The 22,079-nt window shown below is 70.9% G+C and carries 21 protein-coding genes; 5 read left to right on the top strand and 16 right to left on the bottom strand.

What is annotated here, in order from left to right; all coding sequences use genetic code 11:
- Nucleotides 1-70 precede the first annotated feature (70 nt).
- Complete coding sequence (locus tag CG723_RS40580) at nt 71-517, bottom strand: hypothetical protein (protein ID WP_100598575.1); 447 nt, start codon at nt 515-517, stop codon at nt 71-73.
- Between the two features lie 105 nt (nt 518-622).
- Here CG723_RS40580 and CG723_RS40575 point away from each other — a divergent pair, with 105 nt between their 5' ends.
- Entirely contained in the window at nt 623-1,687 is a 1,065-nt protein-coding gene (locus tag CG723_RS40575; protein WP_100598574.1) for a right-handed parallel beta-helix repeat-containing protein, read from the top strand.
- A 52-nt stretch (nt 1,688-1,739) separates the two neighbouring features.
- On the top strand, nt 1,740-2,768 hold the full coding sequence (locus tag CG723_RS40570) for a methyltransferase (protein WP_100598573.1): 1,029 nt from the start codon (nt 1,740-1,742) through the stop codon (nt 2,766-2,768).
- 87 nt (nt 2,769-2,855) lie between these two features.
- Here the strand turns inward: CG723_RS40570 and CG723_RS40565 are convergent, their stop codons facing one another.
- From CG723_RS40565 to CG723_RS40535, 7 genes are all read right to left on the bottom strand, one after another.
- Complete coding sequence (locus tag CG723_RS40565; protein ID WP_100598572.1) at nt 2,856-3,188, bottom strand: TcmI family type II polyketide cyclase; 333 nt, start codon at nt 3,186-3,188, stop codon at nt 2,856-2,858.
- Between the two features lie 24 nt (nt 3,189-3,212).
- Nucleotides 3,213-3,689 (bottom strand): SRPBCC family protein, encoded by a 477-nt coding sequence (locus tag CG723_RS40560; protein WP_100598571.1) that lies wholly within the window; start codon nt 3,687-3,689, stop codon nt 3,213-3,215.
- A gap of 1 nt (nt 3,690) precedes the next feature.
- Nucleotides 3,691-3,951: an acyl carrier protein gene (locus CG723_RS40555; RefSeq protein WP_100598570.1), complete on the bottom strand. Its 261-nt coding sequence runs from the start codon at nt 3,949-3,951 to the stop codon at nt 3,691-3,693.
- Between the two features lie 27 nt (nt 3,952-3,978).
- Nucleotides 3,979-5,226, bottom strand: coding sequence for a ketosynthase chain-length factor (locus tag CG723_RS40550; RefSeq protein ID WP_100598569.1), 1,248 nt, complete (start codon nt 5,224-5,226; stop codon nt 3,979-3,981).
- On the bottom strand, nt 5,223-6,491 hold the full coding sequence (locus tag CG723_RS40545; RefSeq protein WP_100598568.1) for a beta-ketoacyl-[acyl-carrier-protein] synthase family protein: 1,269 nt from the start codon (nt 6,489-6,491) through the stop codon (nt 5,223-5,225). Before CG723_RS40545 ends, CG723_RS40550 begins: the two co-directional genes overlap by 4 nt.
- Nucleotides 6,488-6,967, bottom strand: a complete 480-nt coding sequence (locus tag CG723_RS40540) for a cupin domain-containing protein (protein ID WP_100598567.1) — start codon at nt 6,965-6,967, stop codon at nt 6,488-6,490. The genes CG723_RS40545 and CG723_RS40540 overlap by 4 nt, the downstream gene beginning before the upstream one ends.
- A 67-nt stretch (nt 6,968-7,034) precedes the next feature.
- Entirely contained in the window at nt 7,035-8,159 is a 1,125-nt protein-coding gene (locus CG723_RS40535) for a SchA/CurD-like domain-containing protein (protein WP_100598566.1), read from the bottom strand.
- Between the two features lie 230 nt (nt 8,160-8,389).
- Between CG723_RS40535 and CG723_RS40530 the strand changes: the two genes are divergently transcribed.
- The gene (locus CG723_RS40530; protein ID WP_100598565.1) at nt 8,390-10,075 is read left to right on the top strand and encodes an FAD-dependent oxidoreductase; all 1,686 of its coding nucleotides are present in this window, start codon (nt 8,390-8,392) and stop codon (nt 10,073-10,075) included.
- A 19-nt stretch (nt 10,076-10,094) separates the two neighbouring features.
- Here CG723_RS40530 and CG723_RS40525 read toward each other — a convergent pair whose 3' ends face one another.
- Together CG723_RS40525 and CG723_RS40520 are read right to left on the bottom strand one after the other, a co-directional pair.
- Nucleotides 10,095-10,850: a class F sortase gene (locus CG723_RS40525; protein WP_100598564.1), complete on the bottom strand. Its 756-nt coding sequence runs from the start codon at nt 10,848-10,850 to the stop codon at nt 10,095-10,097.
- 204 nt (nt 10,851-11,054) lie between these two features.
- Nucleotides 11,055-12,113, bottom strand: coding sequence for a hypothetical protein (locus tag CG723_RS40520; RefSeq protein WP_159032643.1), 1,059 nt, complete (start codon nt 12,111-12,113; stop codon nt 11,055-11,057).
- Nucleotides 12,114-12,828: 715 nt separating this feature from the next.
- On the opposite strand from CG723_RS40520, the gene CG723_RS40515 reads away from it, so the two are divergent.
- The gene (locus CG723_RS40515; RefSeq protein WP_100598562.1) at nt 12,829-14,220 is read left to right on the top strand and encodes an MFS transporter; all 1,392 of its coding nucleotides are present in this window, start codon (nt 12,829-12,831) and stop codon (nt 14,218-14,220) included.
- A gap of 110 nt (nt 14,221-14,330) precedes the next feature.
- Here the strand turns inward: CG723_RS40515 and CG723_RS40510 are convergent, their stop codons facing one another.
- From CG723_RS40510 to lnt, 4 genes are all read right to left on the bottom strand, one after another.
- Nucleotides 14,331-16,274 carry a helix-turn-helix domain-containing protein gene (locus CG723_RS40510; RefSeq protein ID WP_100598581.1) on the bottom strand — a complete coding sequence of 648 codons (1,944 nt, stop codon included), beginning with the start codon at nt 16,272-16,274 and terminating at the stop codon, nt 14,331-14,333.
- Between the two features lie 90 nt (nt 16,275-16,364).
- Nucleotides 16,365-17,156, bottom strand: a complete 792-nt coding sequence (locus CG723_RS40505; RefSeq protein WP_100598561.1) for a 3-hydroxybutyrate dehydrogenase — start codon at nt 17,154-17,156, stop codon at nt 16,365-16,367.
- Nucleotides 17,157-17,211: 55 nt separating this feature from the next.
- Complete coding sequence (locus CG723_RS40500) at nt 17,212-17,691, bottom strand: NUDIX hydrolase (protein ID WP_100598560.1); 480 nt, start codon at nt 17,689-17,691, stop codon at nt 17,212-17,214.
- A 10-nt stretch (nt 17,692-17,701) separates the two neighbouring features.
- A complete protein-coding gene (gene lnt / locus CG723_RS40495) occupies nt 17,702-19,300 on the bottom strand; it encodes an apolipoprotein N-acyltransferase (protein WP_100598559.1) in 1,599 nt (532 codons plus the stop codon).
- A 224-nt stretch (nt 19,301-19,524) separates the two neighbouring features.
- Between lnt and CG723_RS40485 the strand changes: the two genes are divergently transcribed.
- Nucleotides 19,525-20,595, top strand: coding sequence for an O-antigen ligase family protein (locus CG723_RS40485; protein WP_100598558.1), 1,071 nt, complete (start codon nt 19,525-19,527; stop codon nt 20,593-20,595).
- A 14-nt stretch (nt 20,596-20,609) separates the two neighbouring features.
- Here CG723_RS40485 and CG723_RS40480 read toward each other — a convergent pair whose 3' ends face one another.
- A complete protein-coding gene (locus CG723_RS40480) occupies nt 20,610-21,161 on the bottom strand; it encodes a hypothetical protein (RefSeq protein ID WP_100598557.1) in 552 nt (183 codons plus the stop codon).
- A 105-nt stretch (nt 21,162-21,266) separates the two neighbouring features.
- The gene (locus tag CG723_RS40475) at nt 21,267-22,055 is read right to left on the bottom strand and encodes a glutamate racemase (protein ID WP_442802632.1); all 789 of its coding nucleotides are present in this window, start codon (nt 22,053-22,055) and stop codon (nt 21,267-21,269) included.
- Nucleotides 22,056-22,079 lie beyond the last annotated feature (24 nt).

Raw genomic sequence — 22,079 nt, 5'->3', positions numbered from 1 at the left:
CGCACTCGGCGGCAACCCGCCCATCACCCGCGTCAACAACCCTGCGGGTCAATACACCTAGGGCCTTGCGTCACGGCAGGTCGGTGCGGCCCAGCCAGGCCGGTTTCACCGGCACCCCGTCCTCGTACCGGTCCACAGTCGGGCCCGAGGGCGCCTGAGCGGCGTTCTCGGGCGGCGCGGCGGTCGGGGCGGCGGTGTCCTCGGGTGTCGGCACGGGGGTCGGCTGCGGCTCGGGCGGCGGCGCGGCACTGTCCTTCACCAGCTCCGCGACCGTGAACCGGGAACTGAAGGACTGCCAGGCACCGTCGATGACGAGCAGGAATCCGTCGGCGGTGCGGAAGATGCGGCTGCGCTTCGGACTGCGGGGATGCTCCGGCGTATAGCGCCCGATCCACTCCGCCAGCTCCGCTAGGGCCTGTTCCCGCGAGCCCTCCACATGCCCGAGCACGGACGCCTCCATGTGCTTGCGCTCCCCCGTCCCCACCGTCATCTCGACGATCAGCCCCCAAGTGGCCATGTGCCGCCCCCTTTTCCGCTCGTTCGGCTCACCCACAGCGTAGGGCGCTGCCCACCTGGGCGATCAGCGGTGGCGGGCCGGAACACCCGCTCGTAGCTTCGCCATATGACCAAGCGACAGATTGCGTATCTCGCATGCACCGCGGCCGTCGTCGTGTCGGGGGTGGGAGCCGCGGCCCCGTCGGCCGACTGCCGGACGGTGGTGCACCGGGTGAACCCGGGCGAGTCGATCCAGAAAGCCGTGAACACGGCAAAGCCGGGAGACGTCATCTTCCTCTCCCCCGGCACCTACCACGAGAGCGTCAGCATCACCGTGTCCGGACTGACGCTGCGGGGCGCGAGCGCCCGGTCCACCGTCATCGTCCCTGCCGCGGCGTCCGCTGCCGGCACCTGCGCCAAGGCCGGCAACGGCATCTGCGTCACCGGGACCAAGACCAAGCCCGTCGAGCACGTCACCGTGCGCTCGCTGACCCTTCGCGGTTTCAAGAAGAACGGTCTGTTGGCGACCGGGACCGATCGCCTCCGAGTCGAGGGAGTGACCTCCGAGAAGAACGGCCAGTGGGGCATCGCCCAGGAGAGGTCCGTGCGCGGGGTGTTCCGCCACGACACCGTCGAGGCCAACGGCGACGCCGGCCTCTTCCTGGCCAACACGATCGACGCCGAGGAGGGGGCCCCGAACTCCAGGGCGGTGATCAGCAACAACCGTCTGGTCGGCAACCGGATCGGCGTCACCGTGCGGCGGCTGCGGAACGTGACCGTCGACCACAACGAGGCGACCGGCAACTGCGCCGCGATGATGCTCGTGGGTGACGAGAACAAGCCGCGCCCCGGCGCACTGAAGGTGCGCAACAACTACGTCCACGACAACAACAAGTACTGCGCCGCGACCGCACGTCTGCCCTTCCTCCAGGGGTCGGGCATCGTCCTCACCGGCGTCGAGGACTCGCTGGTGGCGGGGAACAGCATCGAGGACAACGTGGGCAAGGCCCCGATGTCGGGCGGCATCGTGCTCGCCAAGAACTTCAAGGGTGCCCTCAACCAGCGCAACGAGATCCGCGACAACCTCGTGATGGGCAACGGCACGGCCGACCTGGCCAGCCAGGACAAGGGCAAGGGCAACACGTTCCGCGGCAACACGTGTGCGGTCTCTGTGCCCGCCGGAATGTGCTGAGGGCCAACGCCATGTCCGCACACACATCACGCCAGCAGAAGCGAGGCAACAGATGACGACCGTTGAAGAGGCCCCCCAGTCACCCATGCGCCTGCGGGAGCTGGTTTTCGGGGCCGCGTGCGCCGCCGCCGTACGCGCGGCCGCCCGCCTGGGTGTCGCCGACGCCCTGGACGACACGCCCATGAGCGCGGAGGACCTGGCGGCTGCGGTGAAGACCCAGCCGTTGACACTGCGCCGGCTGCTGCGCGCGCTGTCCAGCCAGGGCGTCTTCACCGAGCTCCCGGACGGCACGTTCGCGCACACGGACATGTCCCGGCTCCTGCGCGAGGACGACCCGCACAGCCTGCGCTACATCGCGCTGTGGTGCACCGAGCCGTGGACCTGGAACGTCTGGCCGAAGCTCGACGAGGCGGTGCGCCACGGCCGCAACGTCTTCGAGGACGTGTACGAAGCCGAGTTCTTCACCTATCTCAACCAGCAGGCCCCCGAGTCGGCGCACGTGTTCAACCGCGCCATGACGACGTCCAGCGAGCAGTCCGCGCGCGACGTCGCCGACCTCCTCGACCTCACGGGCGTGGCCTCGGTCGCGGACATCGGCGGAGGTCACGGGCAGGTCGTGGCCAGCCTGCTGGAGAAGCACCCCGACATGCACGGCACCCTGCTCGACCTGCCGGGGGTGGTCGAGAACGCCGATCCGCGCCTGCGCGACGGCGGTTCGCTGGCCTCGCGGGTGCGCATCGTCGCCGGTGACTGCCGCGAGGACATCCCGGTCCAGGCGGATGTCTACATCATCAAGAACATCCTGGAGTGGGACGACGACAGCACCCGCAGGGCGCTGGCCAACGTCCGCAAGGCGGCGCGGCCCGGTGCCCGCGTCGTCGTCATCGAGAACCTCGTCGACGACACCCCGTCGATGAAGTTCACGACGTCCATGGACCTGCTGCTCCTCCTCAACGTCGGCGGCGCGAAGCACACCCGGCTGAGCATGGTCGAACGGCTGACGGACGCGGGTCTCGTCCTCGGCGAGGTCCGTCCCGTCAACGCGTATCTGCACGCCTTCGAGTGCACCGTCCCCGCCTGACCGGGACATCACCTCCGGAACAACCCGAGGCCGCCGGCTCCGCGTCTGACGCGGGACCGGCGGCCTCGGGTTGTGTCGTGCCCTCACTCAGGAGGGGTTGTTACGGTCCCAGTGGTAGAAGCGGTGCGCCATGGCGTCCTTGGGGCTGCGCCATGTCTCGGGGTCGTACGCGCTGACGTACGCGGACAGCTGATCGCTGACACTGCGGAACTCGGGGTGCCCGGCCACCTTCGCGATGACGGGCGCCGGGTCCTCGTCGGACTCGATGAGGTGCAGGTACACGTCACCGAACTGGAAGAGGCTGCGTCGGTTGACACCGATCAGGTGCGGGAGCTCACCTCGGTCGGAGGCGGCGAACACGTCGGAGATCGCCGGCGCCGAACCGGGCGCCATGCGGGCGACGATCAGGGCATGATGCATCGGGTTTCCTTTCCGGGCCGGCGATCAGCGGGAGACGGCGGCGTTCTGGCGGTCACGGGCGACGCGCTCGATCCGGTCGCGGATGAGGCCCATCTGCGTGACGGAGTTGCGGTTGATGTTGTCCGTCATCCAGGCGTCGTCGACCGGGGCCTCGGGCTTCATCGCGAAGTCCTGCACCCAGTCCATACGGGTGCCTTCCGGGGTCTCCGTGTAGTCCCACCGGATGTCCATGTGCGCGAAGGGCCCGGTCTCGACGCGACGGGCACGCACGGACCGCTTGGCGCGGTCGATGGTCCGCTCCGAGACCCAGCTCCACACCTTCCCGTTGTCGTCCGGGTGCATGGTCAGGCGGAAGGTCGTCTTGTCGCCCTCGCGGGAGAGGACTTCGAGGGACGCGTACTCGCTGAAGAGCTGCGGCCAGTTCTCGATGTCGTTGGTGACGTCCCAGACGAGGTCGATGGGAGCGTCGATGGTGATGCTGTTCTCGGTGTGTCCGGACATGTCAGGCTCCAGCCTTGAGGGTGCTGTTGACGAGGTCGAGGAACTCGCGGGGCGTCTTGCAGCGCTCCGAGTCCGGGGGAAGCGGCTGGCCGGACCGGTTCTCTAGCTCTCCCACGATGCCGAGCAGGCCGAGCGAGTCGAGGCCGACGGAGTCGAACGGGGAGTCCGGCGACTGCTTGAGCAGATGAGGGTCCACGGTGACTCCGGCCGCCTTCTTCATCAGGCGGGCCAGTTCGTCGAAGGTCAGTTCTGCGGTGATCATGCGGGTGTTCTCCTTCCCGCCCGGTCGTTACCGGGCGGAGTCGCCACCGCGGCGCACTACCAGCGCCGCGTTGGAGCCCATGAGTCCCCTGCTGAGGACCAGGGCCGTGCGCAGCTCGGCGGGGCGAGCGCGAGACATCACCAGGTCGAGGTCGTGGCAGATGTCGAACACGTTGGGGGTGGGGGGTACGAGGCCGTTCTCCATGGCGAAGACGGCGGACACGACGTCCAGGACGGGCGCCGCGCAGTAGGCCCGGCCCGTACCGGTCTTGGGTGCCGTGACGGGTACACGCCTTCCGTGTGCACCCAGGACGTCGGCGATGGCCAGCGCCTCGGCGCGGTCCGCCGCCGGGACGCCCATGGCGTCGGCGAAGACGACGTCGATCTCCTCGGGGGCGCAGCCCGCCTCGTCGAGGGCGCCCTTGATCGCGCGGGCGAGCCCCTCGCGGGACTCCTCCCACTGGGAGGCGCCGGTGAAGGTGGCCGAGTGGCCGGCCACCACGGCCCGGATGTCCGCCCCTCGCTCGCGGGCACGGGTCTCGTCCTCGACGACGAGCATCGCGCCGCCCTCGGCGGGCGCGAATCCGCGGGCTCCCGAGGTGAAGGGCAGGTAGGCCCGGTCGGGGTCCTCGGCGGTGCTGAGCTCGGGGTAGCCGAGCTGGCACACCATCGAGTACGGGGCGAGGGGTGCCTCGGCGGATCCGACCACCATGGCGCCGGTGCCGCGCCGTACGGTGCGGGCCGCGTGCGCGATGGCGTCCAGGCCGCCCGCCTCGTCGCTCGCGACCACTCCGCACGGCCCCTTGAAGCCGCTCCAGATCGATATCTGTCCGGTGCTGGCCGCGTAGAACCAGGCGATGGACTGGTAGGGGCCCACGAACTTGGAGCCCTGACCCCACAGCTTCTGGAGCTCCCGCTGCCCGAACTCGCCGCCGCCGGAACCGGCCGCGGTGACCACGCCGATGGAGTACGGCTCCGCGGGGTCACCGCGGCCGAGGCCCGCCTCGTCGAGGGCGAGCGCCGCGGCGGCCATGCCGAAGTGGGTGAACCGGTCCGTCTGGACGAGGAACCGCTCCTCGATGAGGCCCGCGGGATCGAAGCCGCGGACCTCACCCCCGACGCGGAGCGGCAGGTTCTCGCATCCTTCGCGGGTGATCCGGTCCAGGGCGCCGAGGCCCTCCCGGACGGATTTCCAGTACGCCTCGGCGTGCAGTCCGTTGGGCGCGATCACACCGATCCCGGTGATGGCCGCGCCGCGGGCGCGTTCCGTTCTCATCGTGTCCTCCCACCTGTCTCGGTCAGGAGCACCGCGGACTGGAATCCGCCGAATCCGCTGCCGACGGAGAGTACGTTCCGCAGTTTTCGCGGACGTGCGGTGCGCGGTACGTAGTCGAGGTCGCACTCGGGGTCTGGGGTCTCGTAGTTCGCCGTGGGCGGCACCACCTGGTGCTTCATGGCAAGGACGCAGGCGACCACCTCTATCGCGCCGATCGCGCCCAAAGAGTGGCCCACCATGGATTTGATGGAACTCATGGGTGTCTCGTAGGCGTGAGCTCCCAGGGACACCTTGACCGCGGCCGTCTCGTGCCGGTCGTTCTGTCTGGTGCCCGAACCGTGGGCGTTGACGTAGTCGATCAGCGTGGGGTCGAGGCGGGCCTGGCCGAGCGCGTTGTCGATCGCCCGGGCCATCTCCAGGCCTTCGCTGGTGAGACCGGTCATGTGGTAGGCGTTGCCGTAGGTGGCGTAGCCACTCAGCTCGCAGTAGATGTGCGCGCCTCGCGCACGGGCGTGCTCGTAGTCCTCCAGGACGAGCACCGCGGCGCCCTCGCCCATCACGAAGCCATTGCGCTCGGCGTCGAAGGGGCGGGAGGCGTGCTCGGGATCGTCGTTGTTGGGCGACGTCGCCTTGATGGCGTCGAAGCACGCCATCGTGATCGGGGAGATCGGCGAGTCCGACGCCCCGGCGATGCAGATGTCGGCGCGGCCTTCCTCGATGGTGTGGAAGGCGTAGCCGACCGCATCGAGCCCGGAGGTGCAGCCGGTGGATACCGTCTGCACCGGGCCCTGGGCACCGAACTGTTCGGCGACGACCGAGGCGAGTGTGCTCGGCGAGAACGCCATGTGGAGTTTCGGTTCGGCCGCGCGGTGGTCCACGTCCCACCGCTTCCCGCCCTCGCTGACCCGCACGTAGTCCTGCTCCAGGCGGGTGGTGCCGCCGATGGCGCTGCCGAGCGAGACTCCGATGCGCCAGGGGTCCTCGACTCCGGTGTCGATTCCGGAGTCCTTGACGGCTTCGCCGGCGGCGATGACGGCGAACTGAATGTACCGGTCTGCGTGTTCGACCAGCTCCGGGTCGAGCCCGTGCGCGAGCGGGTCCAGGTCGCATTCGGCGGCGATGCGTGAGCGCAGGCCCACCGGGTCGAAGAGCGTGATGCCGCGGGTCGCGGTACGGCCGTTGGCGAGAAGGTCCCAGAACGCGCTCGCCCCGATACCACCCGGGGCGACTACACCGACTCCGGTGACAGCCACCCGCCGGGTCACGTTATGGCCCCACTACGCTCGGACGGCCGTCCGTGTCCTGGCGCCGTGAGGTCCGGGCCACCGGTGATGAACCCGGGTCCGGCTTCGGCGCCCTCGGTCTCCTCCGTGTCGACGTGGCCGAGGCTGGGGCGCGGGGCGAGCGGGCCGAGGTGGAAGACCATCCGGGCCTCAACGTCGCCGACGTTGCGGAAGCGATGGCGCACGTTGATCGGGATCAACAGGCCCTGATCCGGGCGGAGTTCATACGTCTCGCCGTCCAGGTCCACCTCGAGGGCGCCGTTGACGACGAAGACGAACTCCTCCGAGTACGGGTGGTAGTGCTCGCCGATGCGCTCGCCGGGCTGGACGAGAGCCAGGCCCATGAAGCCACTGGTGGAGCCGACCGTCGCGGGCGTGAGCATGGCCCGCAGATCACCTCCTCGCCGGCGGTTGGGCTCCGTATCGCTCAGGTCCACGATGCGTGGATTCTTGATCATGGTTGATACCTCCGGGTGCGGCGGTGGCGTCCGGGGCCCTTGCCCACGGACACCCCGCGGTTGTCCGTCAGGAACCCGCCGAGCTGCGGTCGGTGATGGGCATCATGTCGGCGTGCGACAGAAGCCGGTTGATGTTGCGCTCCGTCTGCAGGGAGCCCTCGACGCCGATGGCCGCGCCGTCGAGGAGCTTCTCGAGCTCCTCGCACTTCTTCGCGCCGCTGAGGCCGAGGGAGGCGACGGGGTCGGCGTCGAGCTCACCCGTGATGTCGATGAGACGCACCACGATGTCGTCGCGCTGGAAGACGGTGCTGCCGTACACCGGGTTGCCCGGGGCGTCCGCCGCGGCCGCGTCCTGCTCGGCGAGCAGCCGGGCCAGGTCCATCCCGCGGCCCTTCTTGGCCGGGTAGTACAGGGCGTGACGCCGCAGGTCGGTCGGTACCGGAATGTCCGACACGACGTGGTGGACGGCCGGGAGCGCGGCCCGGGTGAAGAACACGCGCGCCGACTCGGGGTCGGCCAGGTCCCGGTGCTGTTCGAGATAGGGGTTGATGGCTTCCTCGACCGCCTGCACCTCGGGCTGACGGGCGACGTGGCGCAGCGCGGCGAGGAGGTCGCCCTCGACCTCCACGGCCCGCACGACGCGGTTGCCGTGCATGAAGAGCGAGGTGCGGCGCAGGCGCGTGGTGTCGTCGACCTGGGCCTGGGGCGACTGGTAACCGGCCAGGATCTCCGCGACCTTCGACTCGGAGCCCGGCTTGACGGTGAAGGTGAGGGCGTGGCGCGCCGCGCCGTCGCCCACCCGGGCCGCCACCGCGTTCGCCGCCGCCGGCGCCGGAGTGACCGGCTCGGCGGGGTTGGTCTCCCGGAGGATGCTGTAGCGCATCGACCTGGTGTCCTTGACGCAGCTGTGCATCGGCCGGACGGTCTCGACGTGCTCCTCGCTGTTCACCCACGCGAGGAAGGGCGGGGCGCTCTCCCACTCGCTGGTGATGAGCCACTGCGAGGGGTTCTCGATCGACTGGCAGAGCTGGTCACTGAGGTGACCGGGCACGGACGCGACCTGATTGCGCATGTGCTCGTACGCGTCCAGGAACTGCTGCTGGGCTCCCTCGTACAGATCGAGCAGAAGGATCACTCGCAGCCTGGAACCGTCGAAGGCCGACTGCGATATGCGTCCTGAGATCGGGGTCATACGGCGCACCTCTCCTCTTCTTGGCAGAAGTTCAAGAACGACCACCGCGTCCGAAATGCCGGGGTCGCATGAGCCGATCGTTGATCGGCCCCCCGGCGGGCGCGATCCCCAAGCGCCGTACGGGTGAGGGGAGCACCCGTCCGGGTGCTCCGGGGGGCGAAGCGACACGGGGAGGCATGGACTGTGACCCCAACCACTGACCCAGGTCGCCGCTGCGGCTGGAGGCAAGAATGAACCGATCGGAAGAGGCCCCGGAGGGCACTCAGGACGTGCCGGTACTCATAGTCGGCGGCTCCCTGGTGGGCCTGTCGACCTCGCTGTTCCTGGGGCGTCTCGGCGTCCCGCACATGCTCGTGGAGCGCCACTCGGGCACATCGATCCATCCACGCGGGCGCGGCAACAACGTGCGGACCATGGAACTGTTCCGGGTCGCCGGAGTCCAGCAGCGCATCGAGGACGCCGCGTCGGTCCTGGCCGACAACCACGGCATCCTGCAGACGCCGACCCTGGTGGGCGACGCCGGCGAGTGGCTGTTCAAGGAGATCGACCCCGGTGGCGGGCTCGCCCGCTTCAGCCCCGGCGCATGGTGCCTGTGCAGCCAGAACGACCTCGAACCCGTACTCCTGGAGAGCGCGCGGGAGCTGGGCGGGGACCTGCGGTTCCACACCGAACTGATGTCGTTCGAGCAGGACGCCGAGGGCGTGACCGCACAGCTCAAGAGCCGCGACACGGGCGAGCACACGACCGTCCGGGCGAAGTACCTCGTCGCGGCGGACGGGCCGCGCAGCCCCATCCGCGAGCGGCTCGCCATCGGGCAGAGCGGCCCGGGCGACCTGTTCCACAATGTGAGCGTCACGTTCACCTCGCGCGGCCTCGCGGACTTCGTCGGCGACCGGCGCTTCATCGTGTGCTACCTCACGAACCCGGAGGCCGACGGCGCGCTCCTGCCGGTCGACAACCGTGAGCACTGGGTGTTCCACGCTCCCTGGCACCCCGAGAACGGGGAGACGCTCGAGGAGTTCACCGACGAGCGGTGCACGGAACACATCAGGCGCGCCACCGGAGTCCCGGACCTCGACGTGCAGATCACCGGCAGGGCCGCCTGGCACGCCGCCGAGCGGGTCGCCGAGCGGTACTCGGACGGGCGGGTGTTCCTCGCCGGCGACTCGGCCCACGAGATGTCCCCCACCGGGGCGTTCGGGTCCAACACCGGTATCCAGGACGCGCACAACCTCGCCTGGAAGCTGGCCGCCGTGCTGGACGGCTGGGCAGGTCCCGGTCTGCTGGAGTCCTATGACCTGGAGCGCCGGCCCGTCGCGGAGGCGACGAGTGCCCGCGCCTCGTCGCGATCGGTCGAGCACAGCCACCCGGGATACACCCCTGGCCCGGAAGCCGGCGGCGTCGGCGGCCCTGGTGGTCCTGGCGGCCCCGGCGGCAGGAAGGGCGGCATCCTCAATGTGGCGCTGGGCTACCGCTATCCGCGCGGCGCGGTCCTCGGCGTCGACCCGGCGACGCCGGTCGTACCCGAGGGCATGCGGCTGACGGGCGAACCCGGGAGCCGCGCGCCCCACATGTGGCTGCACCGCGCCGACACCCGGATCTCCAGCCTCGACCTGTACGAGAGGTCGCTGGTGCTCCTGAGCTCCGGGGGCGGCGACGGCGCGTGGCACACCGCGGGGACGGCCATGGCACAACGGCTGGCCGTCCCGCTCGACTCGTACCGCATCGGCAGTGGGCCCGACGCGGAGCTGAACCCCGTGGGCGACGTGGACTGGGCCGAGGCCCATGGCGTCGCCCCCGGCGGTGCCGTCCTCGTCCGCCCTGACGGGTTCGTCGCGTGGCGGTCCGAAGGGCCGTCGGCGGATCCCGGGAAGGAACTGAGGGACGCTCTCATGGGAGTCCTGGACCGGGACTGACAACCAACTCCCAACGGCCTCAGACAAGATGGGCGAAGACCACCAGGTTGTCGGTGTAGTCCTTCTTGCCGTGGTCGTACGCCCCGGCGCAGGTGATCAGCCGGACCTGGGCCTGGGGCGTGTCCCCGTACACGCGCTCGTTGGGGAAGGCGTTCTTCGCGAACGTCTCGACGCTGTCGACCACGAAGGAGGCCGTGCTCGAGTCGTCCCTCTTGACGGTGAAGGTGTCCCCCGTCTTCAGAGCCCTGAGGCCGGCGAACACCGCGGCGGACGTCTTCGTGTCGACATGCCCGGCGATGATCGCGGTACCGGTCTCGCCCGGGGACACGCCGTCGGCCTGCCAGCCGACCAGGTTCGTGTTGGCGGCGGGCGGGGGCTGGAGCTGGCCCGTGGGGCCGATGGCGAGGCGGGTGAAGGGGGCGTCCACGCCGATCTTCGGGATGAGCAGCCGCGTGGGATTCGCCCGCGGCAGATGCTTTCCGACGGGCGCCGGCGCCGCGGGCTCTGCGGGCGCCGCGGGCTCTGTGGGCGGAACGGGCAGAGCGGGCAGAGTAGGCGGATCGGGCAGAGCGGGCTCCGAGGACGGCGCGAGCTCCACCGCGGGACGCGAGGCGCCGGAGGAATCGGTGATGTCGGACGTCTCCTCCTGACCGCCGAACAGGCTCACCAGCAGAACGACGATTCCGACGGACCACACGATCCATGGGCCGCGGCGGGAGCGGCGCTCGGGCGGCGCGGACTCGGTCTGATCGGGGGAAGGCAACCGGGCTGCCATCTGGCACCACCTCACTGGAACGAGCAGATCTGGAACAGCGCAAGAAGATCGGAAACAGCAAAAGAGTCCGGCAACAGCGCAAGCCGTCCGGGACCGTGCAGAGAGTCGGGAACTTCAAGAGAGAACTGGGCAAAAAAGAAAGCCAGCCGGGCCGCCGCGACGTGTTGACGCGGCGGCCCCGGCTGCTATGACAGGCACCGCCGGTCAGGACGCGCGGTCGGACGCGCTCTTACGGCGCAGCGCGAAGGCGCCGGCCGCGGCGACCGCGAGGACCGCAATGCCGCCTGCCGTGACACCCGGCGACGTGGCGAGCCCGCCACCACCGGTGTGCATACCGCCGCTGGGCTTCTCGCGCCCGGAGCCGGAGCCCCACGAGTCCTTGCCCTCGCCGTTGCCGTCGTTCTTGTAGTTCTCCGGGTCGTACTTCTCCTTGTCCTGGGTCCAGTCGTCCTCGTTCAGCGCGGTGAGGGCGCCGCCGCCGGTGTGGATGCCACCACGCGGCTTGCCGTGGTCCGAGCCGTAGTTGCCGCCACGGCCGTCGCCACGCTCCTTGCCGCCCTGGTCGCCGCGCTCCTTGCCGCCCTGGTAGCCGTGCTCGCCCGAGTCGCCCTTCTTGTTCTCGTCCTTGCTCCAGTCGTCGCCCTTCACCGTGGTCAGCGCACCGCCACCGGTGTGGATGCCACCACGCGGCTTGCCGTAGTCGTCGCGCTCGTTCTTGCCCGAGCCGTAGCCACCCTTGCCTGAGCCGTGCTCCTCCTTGCCCGAGCCGTAGCCACCCTTGCCCGAGCCGTGCTCCTCCTTGCCCGAGCCGTAGCCACCCTTGCCCGAGCCGTGCTCGTCCTTGCCCGAGCCGTGGTCGCCCGAGTCGCCCTTCTTGTTCTCGTCCTTGCTCCAGTCGTCGCCCTTCACCATGGAGAGGGCGCCACCGCCGGTGTGGATGCCACCACGCGGCTTGCCGTGGCCGGAGCCGTAGTCGTCGCGCTCGTTCTTGCCCGAGCCGTAGCCACCCTTGCCCGAGCCGTGCTCCTCCTTGCCCGAGCCGTGGTCGCCCTTGCCCGAGCCGTGCTCGTCCTTGCCCGAGCCGTGGTCGCCCTTGCCCGAGCCGTGATCGTCGCCGCGGTTGCTGTCCTTGTCGTGCCCTGAGCTGTAGGAAGAGTCATCGTTGTCCCAGTCGCCTGCGGCGACTGCGTACGCACCGGGAGCAGCCATGGCGAGTGCAGCCGTGGCCGTCGCGGTAGCGAGGAGCATGCGAGCAGAACGCATCGTCGAAGTCCTTCCGCCGCGGCCAGGCCACTGACGCTTTGTCAGCTCGACTTACCCGGCCCCGACGTGATAACCGTCGGCCACAGGTGGCACACGCACCACTCGAACCGCCCGCCTGGCCGATAGTCGGGTTATCACCCACTCGGCCCCCAATGGCTCAACCAGGGGGCGGGTCACAGATCCTGACCAGGCATTTCGCCACGGAGTTTCCCTGGCTTCCGGCTTGCGGACCGCTTATGGCACAACCCGATCGGCCCCGACACGACTGCGCGCACCCGGCCCCTCGAACGCACCAGCCCGACCCACTCATCTCGCTGACGACGGGTCCGATCCGCCCCGTCCAGGTCCCTGACGCCCAGTCCGGTCCGACCGCACCCGATCACTGACGAAGAGTCTGATCCGCGCCCGCCCCGCTCCCTGACGCCGGGTCCGATCCGCCGGCCTGCTCCCTTACGACGGGCCCGATCCACCGACCCCGGTCGCTGACGGTCAGTCTGATCCACCTGGCCCAGTGACTACGGGGGCCCACAGCCCTCACGCTGTCGCGACACGCCGACGCGCGATGAACTTGACGCTGCTCACCGTCTCCTCATGGTGGCTCCCCGCATAGCACCGCCCAAAACTATGGTGCCCCACCACATGTGCCGTTGACCTGCGTCTTTCTACCTTGTGCCGACACGTACCCGTCCCCGCCCAACGCCTGGAAGTGGTCCACATGGCCTCCGCAGCAACCGCTCCCCCACCGCCCGCGAGCCTCCGGCGGATCGTCGCCGCGAGCCTCATCGGCACCACGATCGAGTGGTACGACTTCTTCCTCTACGGCTCCGCCGCCGCACTGGTCTTCAACAAGCTCTTCTTCCCCAACACCGATCCGCTCGTCGGCACGCTCCTCTCGTTCGTGACCTACGCCGTCGGGTTCGCCGCGCGGCCGATCGGCGCGCTCGTCTTCGGGCACTTCGGCGACAAGCTGGGCCGTAAGAAACTTCTGGTCCTGAGCCTGCTCATGATGGGCGGGGCGACGTTCGCGATCGGCCTCCTGCCGACGTACGACACGGTCGGCGTGGCCGCTCCGGTACTGCTCACCGTGCTGCGACTGGTCCAGGGCTTCGCGCTGGGCGGCGAGTGGGGCGGCGCCGTGCTCCTCGTCTCCGAGCACGGGGACGCCAAGCGGCGCGGCTTCTGGGCCTCCTGGCCGCAGACCGGAGCGCCCGCGGGACAACTCCTCGCCACCGGCGTGCTCTCCCTGCTGACCGCACTCATCTCCGACTCCGCCTTCACCTCCTGGGGCTGGCGCATCCCGTTCCTGCTGTCCGGTGTCCTCGTCATGGTCGGCCTGTGGATACGTCTCTCTGTCGATGAGTCACCTGTCTTCAAGGAGGCGCTGGCCCGGGCCGAGGCACGCAAGGCCGCGCAGGGCGGCGCGAGCGAGAAGACGCCGCTCGTCGCCGTGCTGCGCCACCACTGGCGCGACGTCCTCGTCGCCATCGGCGCGCGGATGGCCGAGAACATCAGCTACTACGTCATCACCGCCTTCATCCTCGTGTACGCCACCACGTCGGCCGGCGTCTCCAAGCAGACCGCGCTGAACGCCGTACTCATCGCGTCCGCCGTGCACTTCGCCGTCATCCCGGCCTGGGGCGCGCTCTCCGACCGGGTCGGGCGCAGGCCCGTGTACCTGCTCGGGGCCGCGGGCGTGGGCCTGTGGATGTTCCCGTTCTTCTCGCTCATCGACACCGGCGGCTTCGGGAACCTGATCCTCGCCGTGACCGTGGGCCTCGTACTGCACGGGGCGATGTACGCACCGCAGGCGGCCTTCTTCTCCGAGATGTTCGCGACGCGGATGCGCTACACGGGTGCTTCCATCGGCGCGCAGTTCGCCTCGGTCGCCGCCGGAGCACCCGCGCCGCTCATCGCCACGGCGCTCCTCGCGGACTACGGCAACTCCACCCCGATCGCCCTGTACGTGATCGCCGCCGCCGTCCTCACGCTCATCGCCGTGGGCGTCGCGAAGGAGACCAGGCACCGCGACCTGGCTCACGTCGAGGAGGACAGCACCCCCGGCGAGCAGGCGGCCGCGGCCCGCACGGCGGACGCCCGCCCCGCCTGACCCGGCCACCGCTCCCCCGGCCCCCGTACGCACCCCCGCGTACGGGGGCCTCGCCGTCAGGCGAGGCACGGCGCACGACACACAGCACCCAGCTCACCACGCCCCGGCCGTCAGCCCGATATCGCCCCGGCCAACCGGTGCAACCGCAACGCGAGTTGGATCTCAAGGGCGCGCGCGGGCGACTGCCAGTCCGGGCCGAGCAGGCGCCCTATTCGTTCCAGGCGCTGCGCAACCGTGTTCACGTGCACGTGCAGCGCGTCCTTGGTGCGGGCGGGACTCATGCCCGAGGCGAAGTAGGCGTCTAGCGTGCGCACGAGGTCGGTCCCCCTGCGCCGGTCGTACGTCACGACCTCGCCCATGGTGCGTTCGACGAATCCGGAGATGTCCCGGCTGTCCGCGAGGAGCAGGCCGAGGAAGCCGAAGTCATCCGCGGCGGCGCCCTCCCCGGCTCTGCCGAGCAGGCGCAGGGCGTCCAGGCAGCGCTGCCCCTCCGCGTACGCGGCGGCGACGGTGTCGGTGCGGGTGGTCAGGTCCTCCACGGGCGCCGACGCGCCGACGGTGACCTGCTCATGGACCGCGGCGGAGAGGTGCTTGGCGGTGCGGCGGGCGAGGTCGGAGGCCCGGTCCCCGGTTCTCAGGGGAAGCAGCAGGACCGTACCCCCGTCACGCGCGGCGGCGAGCCCGTGCCGGGTGGCGGCGACATGGGACGCGGCGGACCACAGGCGGCGCCGGGCGGCGGCCTCCTGTTCGGCGTCGGCGCCCGGGGTCTCCAGGCGCGCGGCCAGGACCACATGGGCGGCGTCCAGGTCGGCGTGCAGCCGCGCGGCGCGCTCCCGCAGCAGCCGCGGATCCCGGTCCCGCGCGTCGAGCAGGTCGTCCAACAGCTCGCCCCGTACACGCTGTTCTGCCTCGGAGGCGGAGCGCCGGGCGAGGAGCAGGAGCGAGGTGACCATGGCGGCCCGTTCCAGAGTGCGCTGGTCGACGGGGTCGAGCCCCGGGTGGCCTCGCAGAACGAGCGCGCCGAGGAGTTCACCGCCCGCCGCGACGGCAGCGACCCAGTCGTCCCCGTCCCGCACGGCGTGCCCGTCGGCGCGGGAGGCGTCGAGGGGTTTGTCGGGGGCGGTGACCACGTCAGCGAACTCCACGGTCCCGTCCAGGACTTGGGAGACGGCCGCCGCCACGTCGTGGACACCGCCGCCCCTCAGGACGAGTTCGGCGAGGCGGTCGTGGACGTCGGACGCGCGCTCGATGACGTCGCCGCGGTCCCGGATGATCTCGTTGGCGCGCTCCAGTTCGCCGAGCGCCTCCCGGGTCTCCGAGAGAAGGTTCGCGGTGTCGATGGCGGCCGCGGCGAGCGCCGCGAAGGAGCCGAGCAGCGCGATCTGCTCCCGCTCGAAGACCCGCGCGCGCCGGTCGGCGGCGAACAGCACGCCGATGACATGGGGGCCGAGCATCAACGGCACGCCAAGGATCGCGACGAGGCCCTCGTCGTGGACTCCGGTGTCGATGGTGCGCGTGTGCTTGAAGCGGATGTCCTGCGCGTAGTCCTCGGTGACGTACGGCCTGGCGGTCTGGGCGACGAGTCCGCCGAGCCCCTCGCCCATGCCGAGCCTGAGCTGCTGGAAGCGCGCGGCGACGGAGCCCTCGGTGACCCGCATGTAGGTGTCGCCCCTGGCCGGGTCGTTCAGCGTCAGATAGGCGACGTCCGTGCTGAGGAGGGAACGGGCGCGCTGCACGATGGCCTGGAGGACGGCGCCCAGATCGCGCAGGCCGGCGAGGTCGTGGGCGGTCTCGAAGAGCGCGGACAGCTCCGCCTCGCGGCGGCGCCTGCCCTCGAGGTCGGCGCGGACCCGCAGGGCGAGCCCCTTGGCCTGCTCGAGGGCGTCGATCCGCCCCTGCCCCTCGCCCTCGGCGCGAGCGACCAGCACGGGCTGTTCGTAGGCGTCGGCGGACGCGCCCCGGGCGAGGAGCTCGAGGAACGGCGCCTCGGCACTCGATGCGGGGCGCTCAGGGCCGGCGGGTCCTGACGGGGACTGTGCTCGATCGTGCGACATGCTCACCAGGATTACCCGCCGTACGGCCGGCCCCGCCAGCCCTGTGGACAACTCAATGGATCAGACAATCGCCACCACCCTCGAGGGTGATCAGTGTGCAGTCCAGCCGCCGTCCAGAACGAGCGACGTCCCGGTGATGAAGGAGGCCTGCGGGCTGCACAGGTACGCGACCGCCTCGGCGACCTCGTCGGGTTCGATGAGCCGCTTGAGCGCGCTGTCCTGGAGCATGACCTCGGCCAGGACCCGTTCCTCGGGGATGCCGTGGGCGGCGGCCTGGTCGGCGATCTGCTTCTCGACCAGCGGCGTGCGGACGTAGGCGGGGTTCACGCAGTTCGAGGTGACGCCGTGCGCAGCGCCTTCGAGCGCGGCGGTCTTGGAGAGCCCTTCGAGGCCGTGCTTGGCGGCGACGTACGCGGACTTGAACGCGGACGCGCGCAGGCCGTGGACCGAGGAGAGGTTCACGATGCGCCCCCAGCCCTGCTCGTACATGTGCGGCAGGGCGCCGCGGACCAGACGGAAGGGTGCCTCCAGCATCACCGTCAGGACGGTGTGGAAGACGTCGGGCGGAAACTCCTCGATGGGGCGCACCAGTTGGATGCCCGCGTTGTTGACCAGGATGTCGGCGCCCGCGGCGCACTCCTCGGCCGCGTCCAGGTCGGTGAGGTCGAGGACGTGCGGCTCGATGCCGCCAGGGGTGGCGCCGGCCTGCTCGGCCAGCGCGTCAAGGCCCTCCCGGTCCCGGTCGACCGCTCTCACCTTGGCCCCGGCCGCGGCGAGCCGCAGCGCGCAGGCGCGGCCGATGCCGCCTGCGGCGCCGGTGACGAGTGCGATGCGGCCGCCTAGATCGAGCGGCGCGGTGAGGGGTGCGTTGGGCGCGGTCATGCTCCGCACCCTAGGCAGCGCTCGCGCCCCGCCCGATGTGGTCAGCACCCATACTTCAGCGCTCGGACGTGGTCTCGAACCATGTCGGCCCGTCGGAGGCCGCCTGCTTGATCCGGAGCAGGCAGAAGTCGCCCAGCGGCGGCAGCGAGTCCAGCTCGAACCAGCCCACCTCGAGGGATTCGTCGTCGTTGACCCGGGCCTCGCCGCCGGTCGCCCGGCATCGGAAGGAGATGTCGGTGAACTGGCACTGGTCGCCGTTGGGGTACGTCACCGGCTTGAGGGTCTTCACCAGGACGACCCGCTCGGGCACGCACTCGACGCCCGTCTCCTCGTACACCTCGCGTACGGCGGCCTCTGCGGGCTGCTCCCCCGGCTCCGGGATTCCGGCGAGGACCGCCCACTTGCCGGTGTCGGCGCGCCGCCCGAGCAGGACCCGGCCGTCGTCGTCGAAGACGACGGCGCTGACGCCGGGCAGCAGGAGGAGCTGGTGCCCGACGGTTTCCCGGATCTTGCGGATGAACTCTGGAGTAGCCATGCCCGCGACCCTATCCGGCGGCGCGCCCGCCTCGGCGGGAGCGCACCACGGCCCAGCCGAGACCGCCCACGCCGACGGCCACGAGGAGCAGCTCCGGCCATCCGCCCAGGCGCGTGGCGAGGGTCAGTGAGGTCCGCTTGGGCACGTCGGCGACCAGGGTGTCGGCGACGAACATGCCGGTGTGCTGGGCGACGGATCCGTCGGGCCTGATGACCGCGCTGACGCCGCTGGTCACCGGCACCATCACGGCGCGGCCGTGCTCCACGGCGCGTACCCGGTCCATGGCGAGCTGCTGGTAGGTCATCTGGCTGCGGTCGAAGGTGGCGTTGTTGCTGGGCACGGAGAGGATCTGCGCACCCGCCTTCACCTGGTCGCGGACTACGGAGTCGAACGCGGCCTCGTAGCAGGTCACGGGCCCGATCTTGGTGCCCGCCATGTCGAAGACGACCGGCTTCTCGCCGGCCACGAAGTTGCCCGCGCGGTCGACGTCCTTGCTGAAGATGCGGAAGAAGCTCCGGTACGGCATGTACTCGCCGAAGGGCTGGAGTTGCCGCTTGTCGTAGACGGCGCCGGGGCCCGTCTTCGGGTCCCAGAGGATCTGCCGGTTGCGGGGCGTGCCGTCCTTGGCGGTGACGACGGCACCGACGGAGATGGGCGCGCCGACCGCCCTGGCCGCCTTGTCGATCTCGGCGTACGCGTCGGGGTTCACGTAGGGGTCGATGTCGGAGGAGTTCTCCGGCCACAGCACGAGGTCGGGCTTCTTGACCTGGCCCGCCTTGATCTTCGTGGCGAGCTTCATCGTCTCCCGTACGTGGTAGTCGAGGACGGCCCGGCGCTGGGAGTTGAAGTCGAGGCCCATGCGCGGCACGTTGCCTTGGATGACGGCGACGCGCGCGGTGCCCTCCTCGGCCGCGGTGGAGACGAGGGGCGCCGCGACCGCTCCGGCGATGACGGGCGCGACGGTGAACGCGGCGGCGACGGCCACACCCCGGTCACGTACACCGCGTACGTCCTTGAGGCGCAGCGCGAGAGCGGTGAGGCCGAAGCCGCACAGGACGACGGCGAATCCCAGGAGCGGGGTGCCGCCCAGCGAAGCGAGCGGCAGGAACAAGCCACTGGGCTGACCGAACGCGACCTTGCCCCAGGGGAAGCCGCCGAACGGGAAACGTGCCCGCAGCGCCTCGTCCGCGATCCACACGCCCGCGGCCCACAGCGGCCACAGCGGCAGCCGTGAGACATAGGCGATGCCGAGACCGGCCAGGGCCATGACCAGCGATTCGGCGAGAGCGAGGGCCAGCCACGGCAGCGGCCCGACGTCGACGCCTGTCCAGGACAGGAGCGGCACGAGGAAGGCGAGGCCCATGAGGAAGCCGAGGCCGAATCCCGCTCGCAGCCGCCGCCCGTACACGGACGCCCCGAAGAGCCCGAGGGCCAGAGGCGCGAGCCACCACAGTTCACGGGGTGGGAAGCCGGCGTACAGCAGCACTCCGGAGAGCACCGCGGCGGCGGCCGGAGCGATCCGTCGTGGCAGGCGGGCCCAGCGCGAGGCGGGCGCCGACTGCGGATCGAGCTGTTCCGGCTCGTCTACGGAGGTTGCGGTGGCGGTCACTCGGGGAGTGTACGGCGGGTCCCCTGCCGGGTGACACGGCGGTCCGCGGGGGTCGTGGCCGCCGCGCGGACCACCCCGTGCAGCATCGTTCCTGCGCAACCCATGCACAAACCGGTGCATCAGCCGTTACGGTGTGCCCGAGTCCCCGAGGACGGGCCGGATCCGGCCATGCCCCTCGGGGCCCGTCACAGTCGGGGGGCGACGGGGTGGTGGGGACCACGGGGATGTCGTCGGCGGCCGGTCCGTCGGCGGAGTACGAGCGGCGCAATGTCGCCGACGCGGCGGGCATCGTCGCGCTCGGGGCGTGCGCCGTCTGGTCGCTGATCACCGCGACCGCCCGCGCGGGCAGGCCCGAGGGCGTGTTGCTCGCGGTGCTGGCCGTTGCGGCGGGCTACGCGTGCGGCCGGATCTCCGGCGCGCTGCTGCCCATGGCGGCGCCCTGTGCGGCAGCTTTCGCGGGACTCGGGCTCGCGCTCGCATCCCCGCATGCGGTGCCCGCGCCCGACACGGGTTCTCCGCTCGGCCGGACCGGCGCGACGGCCGCACTCCTCGCGCTCTCCACCGGCGGGGCGTGCTGCGCGGCCTGGGCCGCGCGGCGCCTGCCCGTGCGTGCGGCCCTGTTCCTGCTGGCCGGCGGCACGGTCGCGGCGGCCGCCGCCGTCGGATCGATCGCCGGTGTCACGGCGTGCACGGGCGTGCTGCTGTGCTCCCTCGCCTCGGTCATGATGCGGCACCACAGGGGCCTCGGCCTCGCCGGTCTCGGCGTCATGACCGGGCTGGTGACCGGACTCTTGCTGGCTCTGCTGAAGGGCGTACTGCCCTCGGGGCTCACCGCCTCCTTGGAGGGGCAGCTCACGCAGCACCGGATCCTTTTGTGGCAGGACGCGCTGCGCCTGGCCGAGTCCGATCCCGGCCTCGGCAGCGGCCCGGGCCGCTTCGCAGAGCTCAGCCCCACGGTCGGCGAGACGCTGCTGCCCGACGGCAAGCCCCACTCCGCCCCGCTCCAGCAGGCCGCCGAACAGGGACTCGTAGGCGTCTGCCTCCTTGCCGCGGTGTTCTGCTGGCTCCTGTACGTCCTGTGGCGGTCGGCGCGCTCCACCCCGGTGGTCCTGACGGCGGGCGCGGCCCTGACCGCTCTCGCCGGTCTGGCGACGCTCGGCAACGCCCTGAGCTTCACGACCGTCACCGCAGGCGCGGGCCTGCTCGCGGGGGTGGCGACGGCGAGACCCTGGGGCGACGAGCCCCCGGACAGCACCACGGCCGCCCCGGTGCGTGTCCGGAGCGGCCGTGCGTAAGGGTGCGGGTGCCGTCAGACGGCGGGGCCCATCGAGGTCGGCTTGAGCCTGGCGTGAATGGCGCGCACCGCGGACTCGGCGTTGTCCACGGTCACCGTGAACTTCCTGCCGTCGACCATGATCAGAACGACGCCCTCGCCACGCCGGACGATGACGGCCGTGCCCTGCTCGGGACGCCAGCGGTAGCCCCAGCCGCCCCACTGCCGTGGCGTGACGCTGGGTTCGAACTCGGCTCCCACCACATGGGCGAGCAGGATGCGGCGGCGCGGGACTCCTATGTGGCCGCACCGCACTTCCAGGTAGTCCTTGTCGACCTTCACGGCCACATGGACGAAGGCAAGGGTGCCGAACAGGATCAGGAGACCCGCGGCGATGCAGCCGACCACCGACATCACCAGCGCGACGATCCCGGAAGTCCACTGGGAAGCCACGGCGATCTCGATGCCGAGCGCCAGGCACGCGGCGCCGCCCAGCGCTGCCAGCCACTGCACGCGATTACGTGCACGGCCTGTCCAGACCTCGGGGGCGATGGTCGCGCGCCGCTCACTACCGGAGTGGTGCCTCATGAAAACGAGACTACTCATGTTCCGCAGTGAAGGCACTGGGCTGCGGAGAGTGATTGCGTAGAGCCCTGGTGCGCCTGGGTCGTGCCCGAGATCCAGGCCCGGCCGTCACTGTGCGTGGCTGACGGCGGCCTGGAGCAGCCTGCCCTCCGCGTACGCGAGTGCGGCGGGCGGCAGCGCGGAGGTGCGGCCGCTGAGGAGGACGGTGAGGGCGCCCTGCGCACCGGTCCCGGCGTCTGGCCCGGCACCGATCCTGCGCAGCGCCTGCGTGGCGACGGCCCCTGCGCTGCCGTGCAGGGCGAGCGGCGGCATGCCGGGCTGCTGGACGGCGGCGCGGATGCGTTCCGCCACGAGTTCGTAATGGGTGCAGCCCAGGACGACGGCCCTTACATCGTTCGGGGTGAGCGCCGCGGCGGCAGCGATCGTCCTGTCGATGGCGCTCTCGTCCGCGTGCTGCACGGCGTCGGCGAGCCCCGGGCAGGGCACCTCGGTGACCTCCACCCCGTCCGCGAAGTCCCGGATCAGTCCCCGCTGGTAGGGGCTTCCCGTGGTGGCGGGGGTGGCCCAGATGGCTACGGGTCCGGCGCCGGCGGCGGCCGGCTTGATCGCGGGGACCGTCCCGATGACGGGGATCCCGGGCTCGAGACGGGCCCGCAGCGCCGGCAGGGCGTGGACCGAGGCGGTGTTGCACGCGACGATGAGCGCGTCGGGGCGGTGCTCCGCGGCGGCCTCGGCGACGGCCAGGGCCCGCTCGGTGATGCCCTGCGGGCTACGCGGCCCCCAGGGCATCCCGTCGGGGTCGGAGGAGAGGACGAGCCCGGCGTCGGGCCGCAGGCGCCGTACCGCGGCAGCGGCCGCGATGAGTCCGATTCCCGAGTCCATGAGCGCGATCTTCACCCGGAAACCATAGACGATGGCCCG

The organism is Streptomyces sp. CB01635, assembly GCF_002803065.1.
Taxonomy (GTDB): Bacteria; Actinomycetota; Actinomycetes; order Streptomycetales; family Streptomycetaceae; genus Streptomyces.
This window is presented reverse-complemented; position numbering and strand designations above follow the sequence as displayed.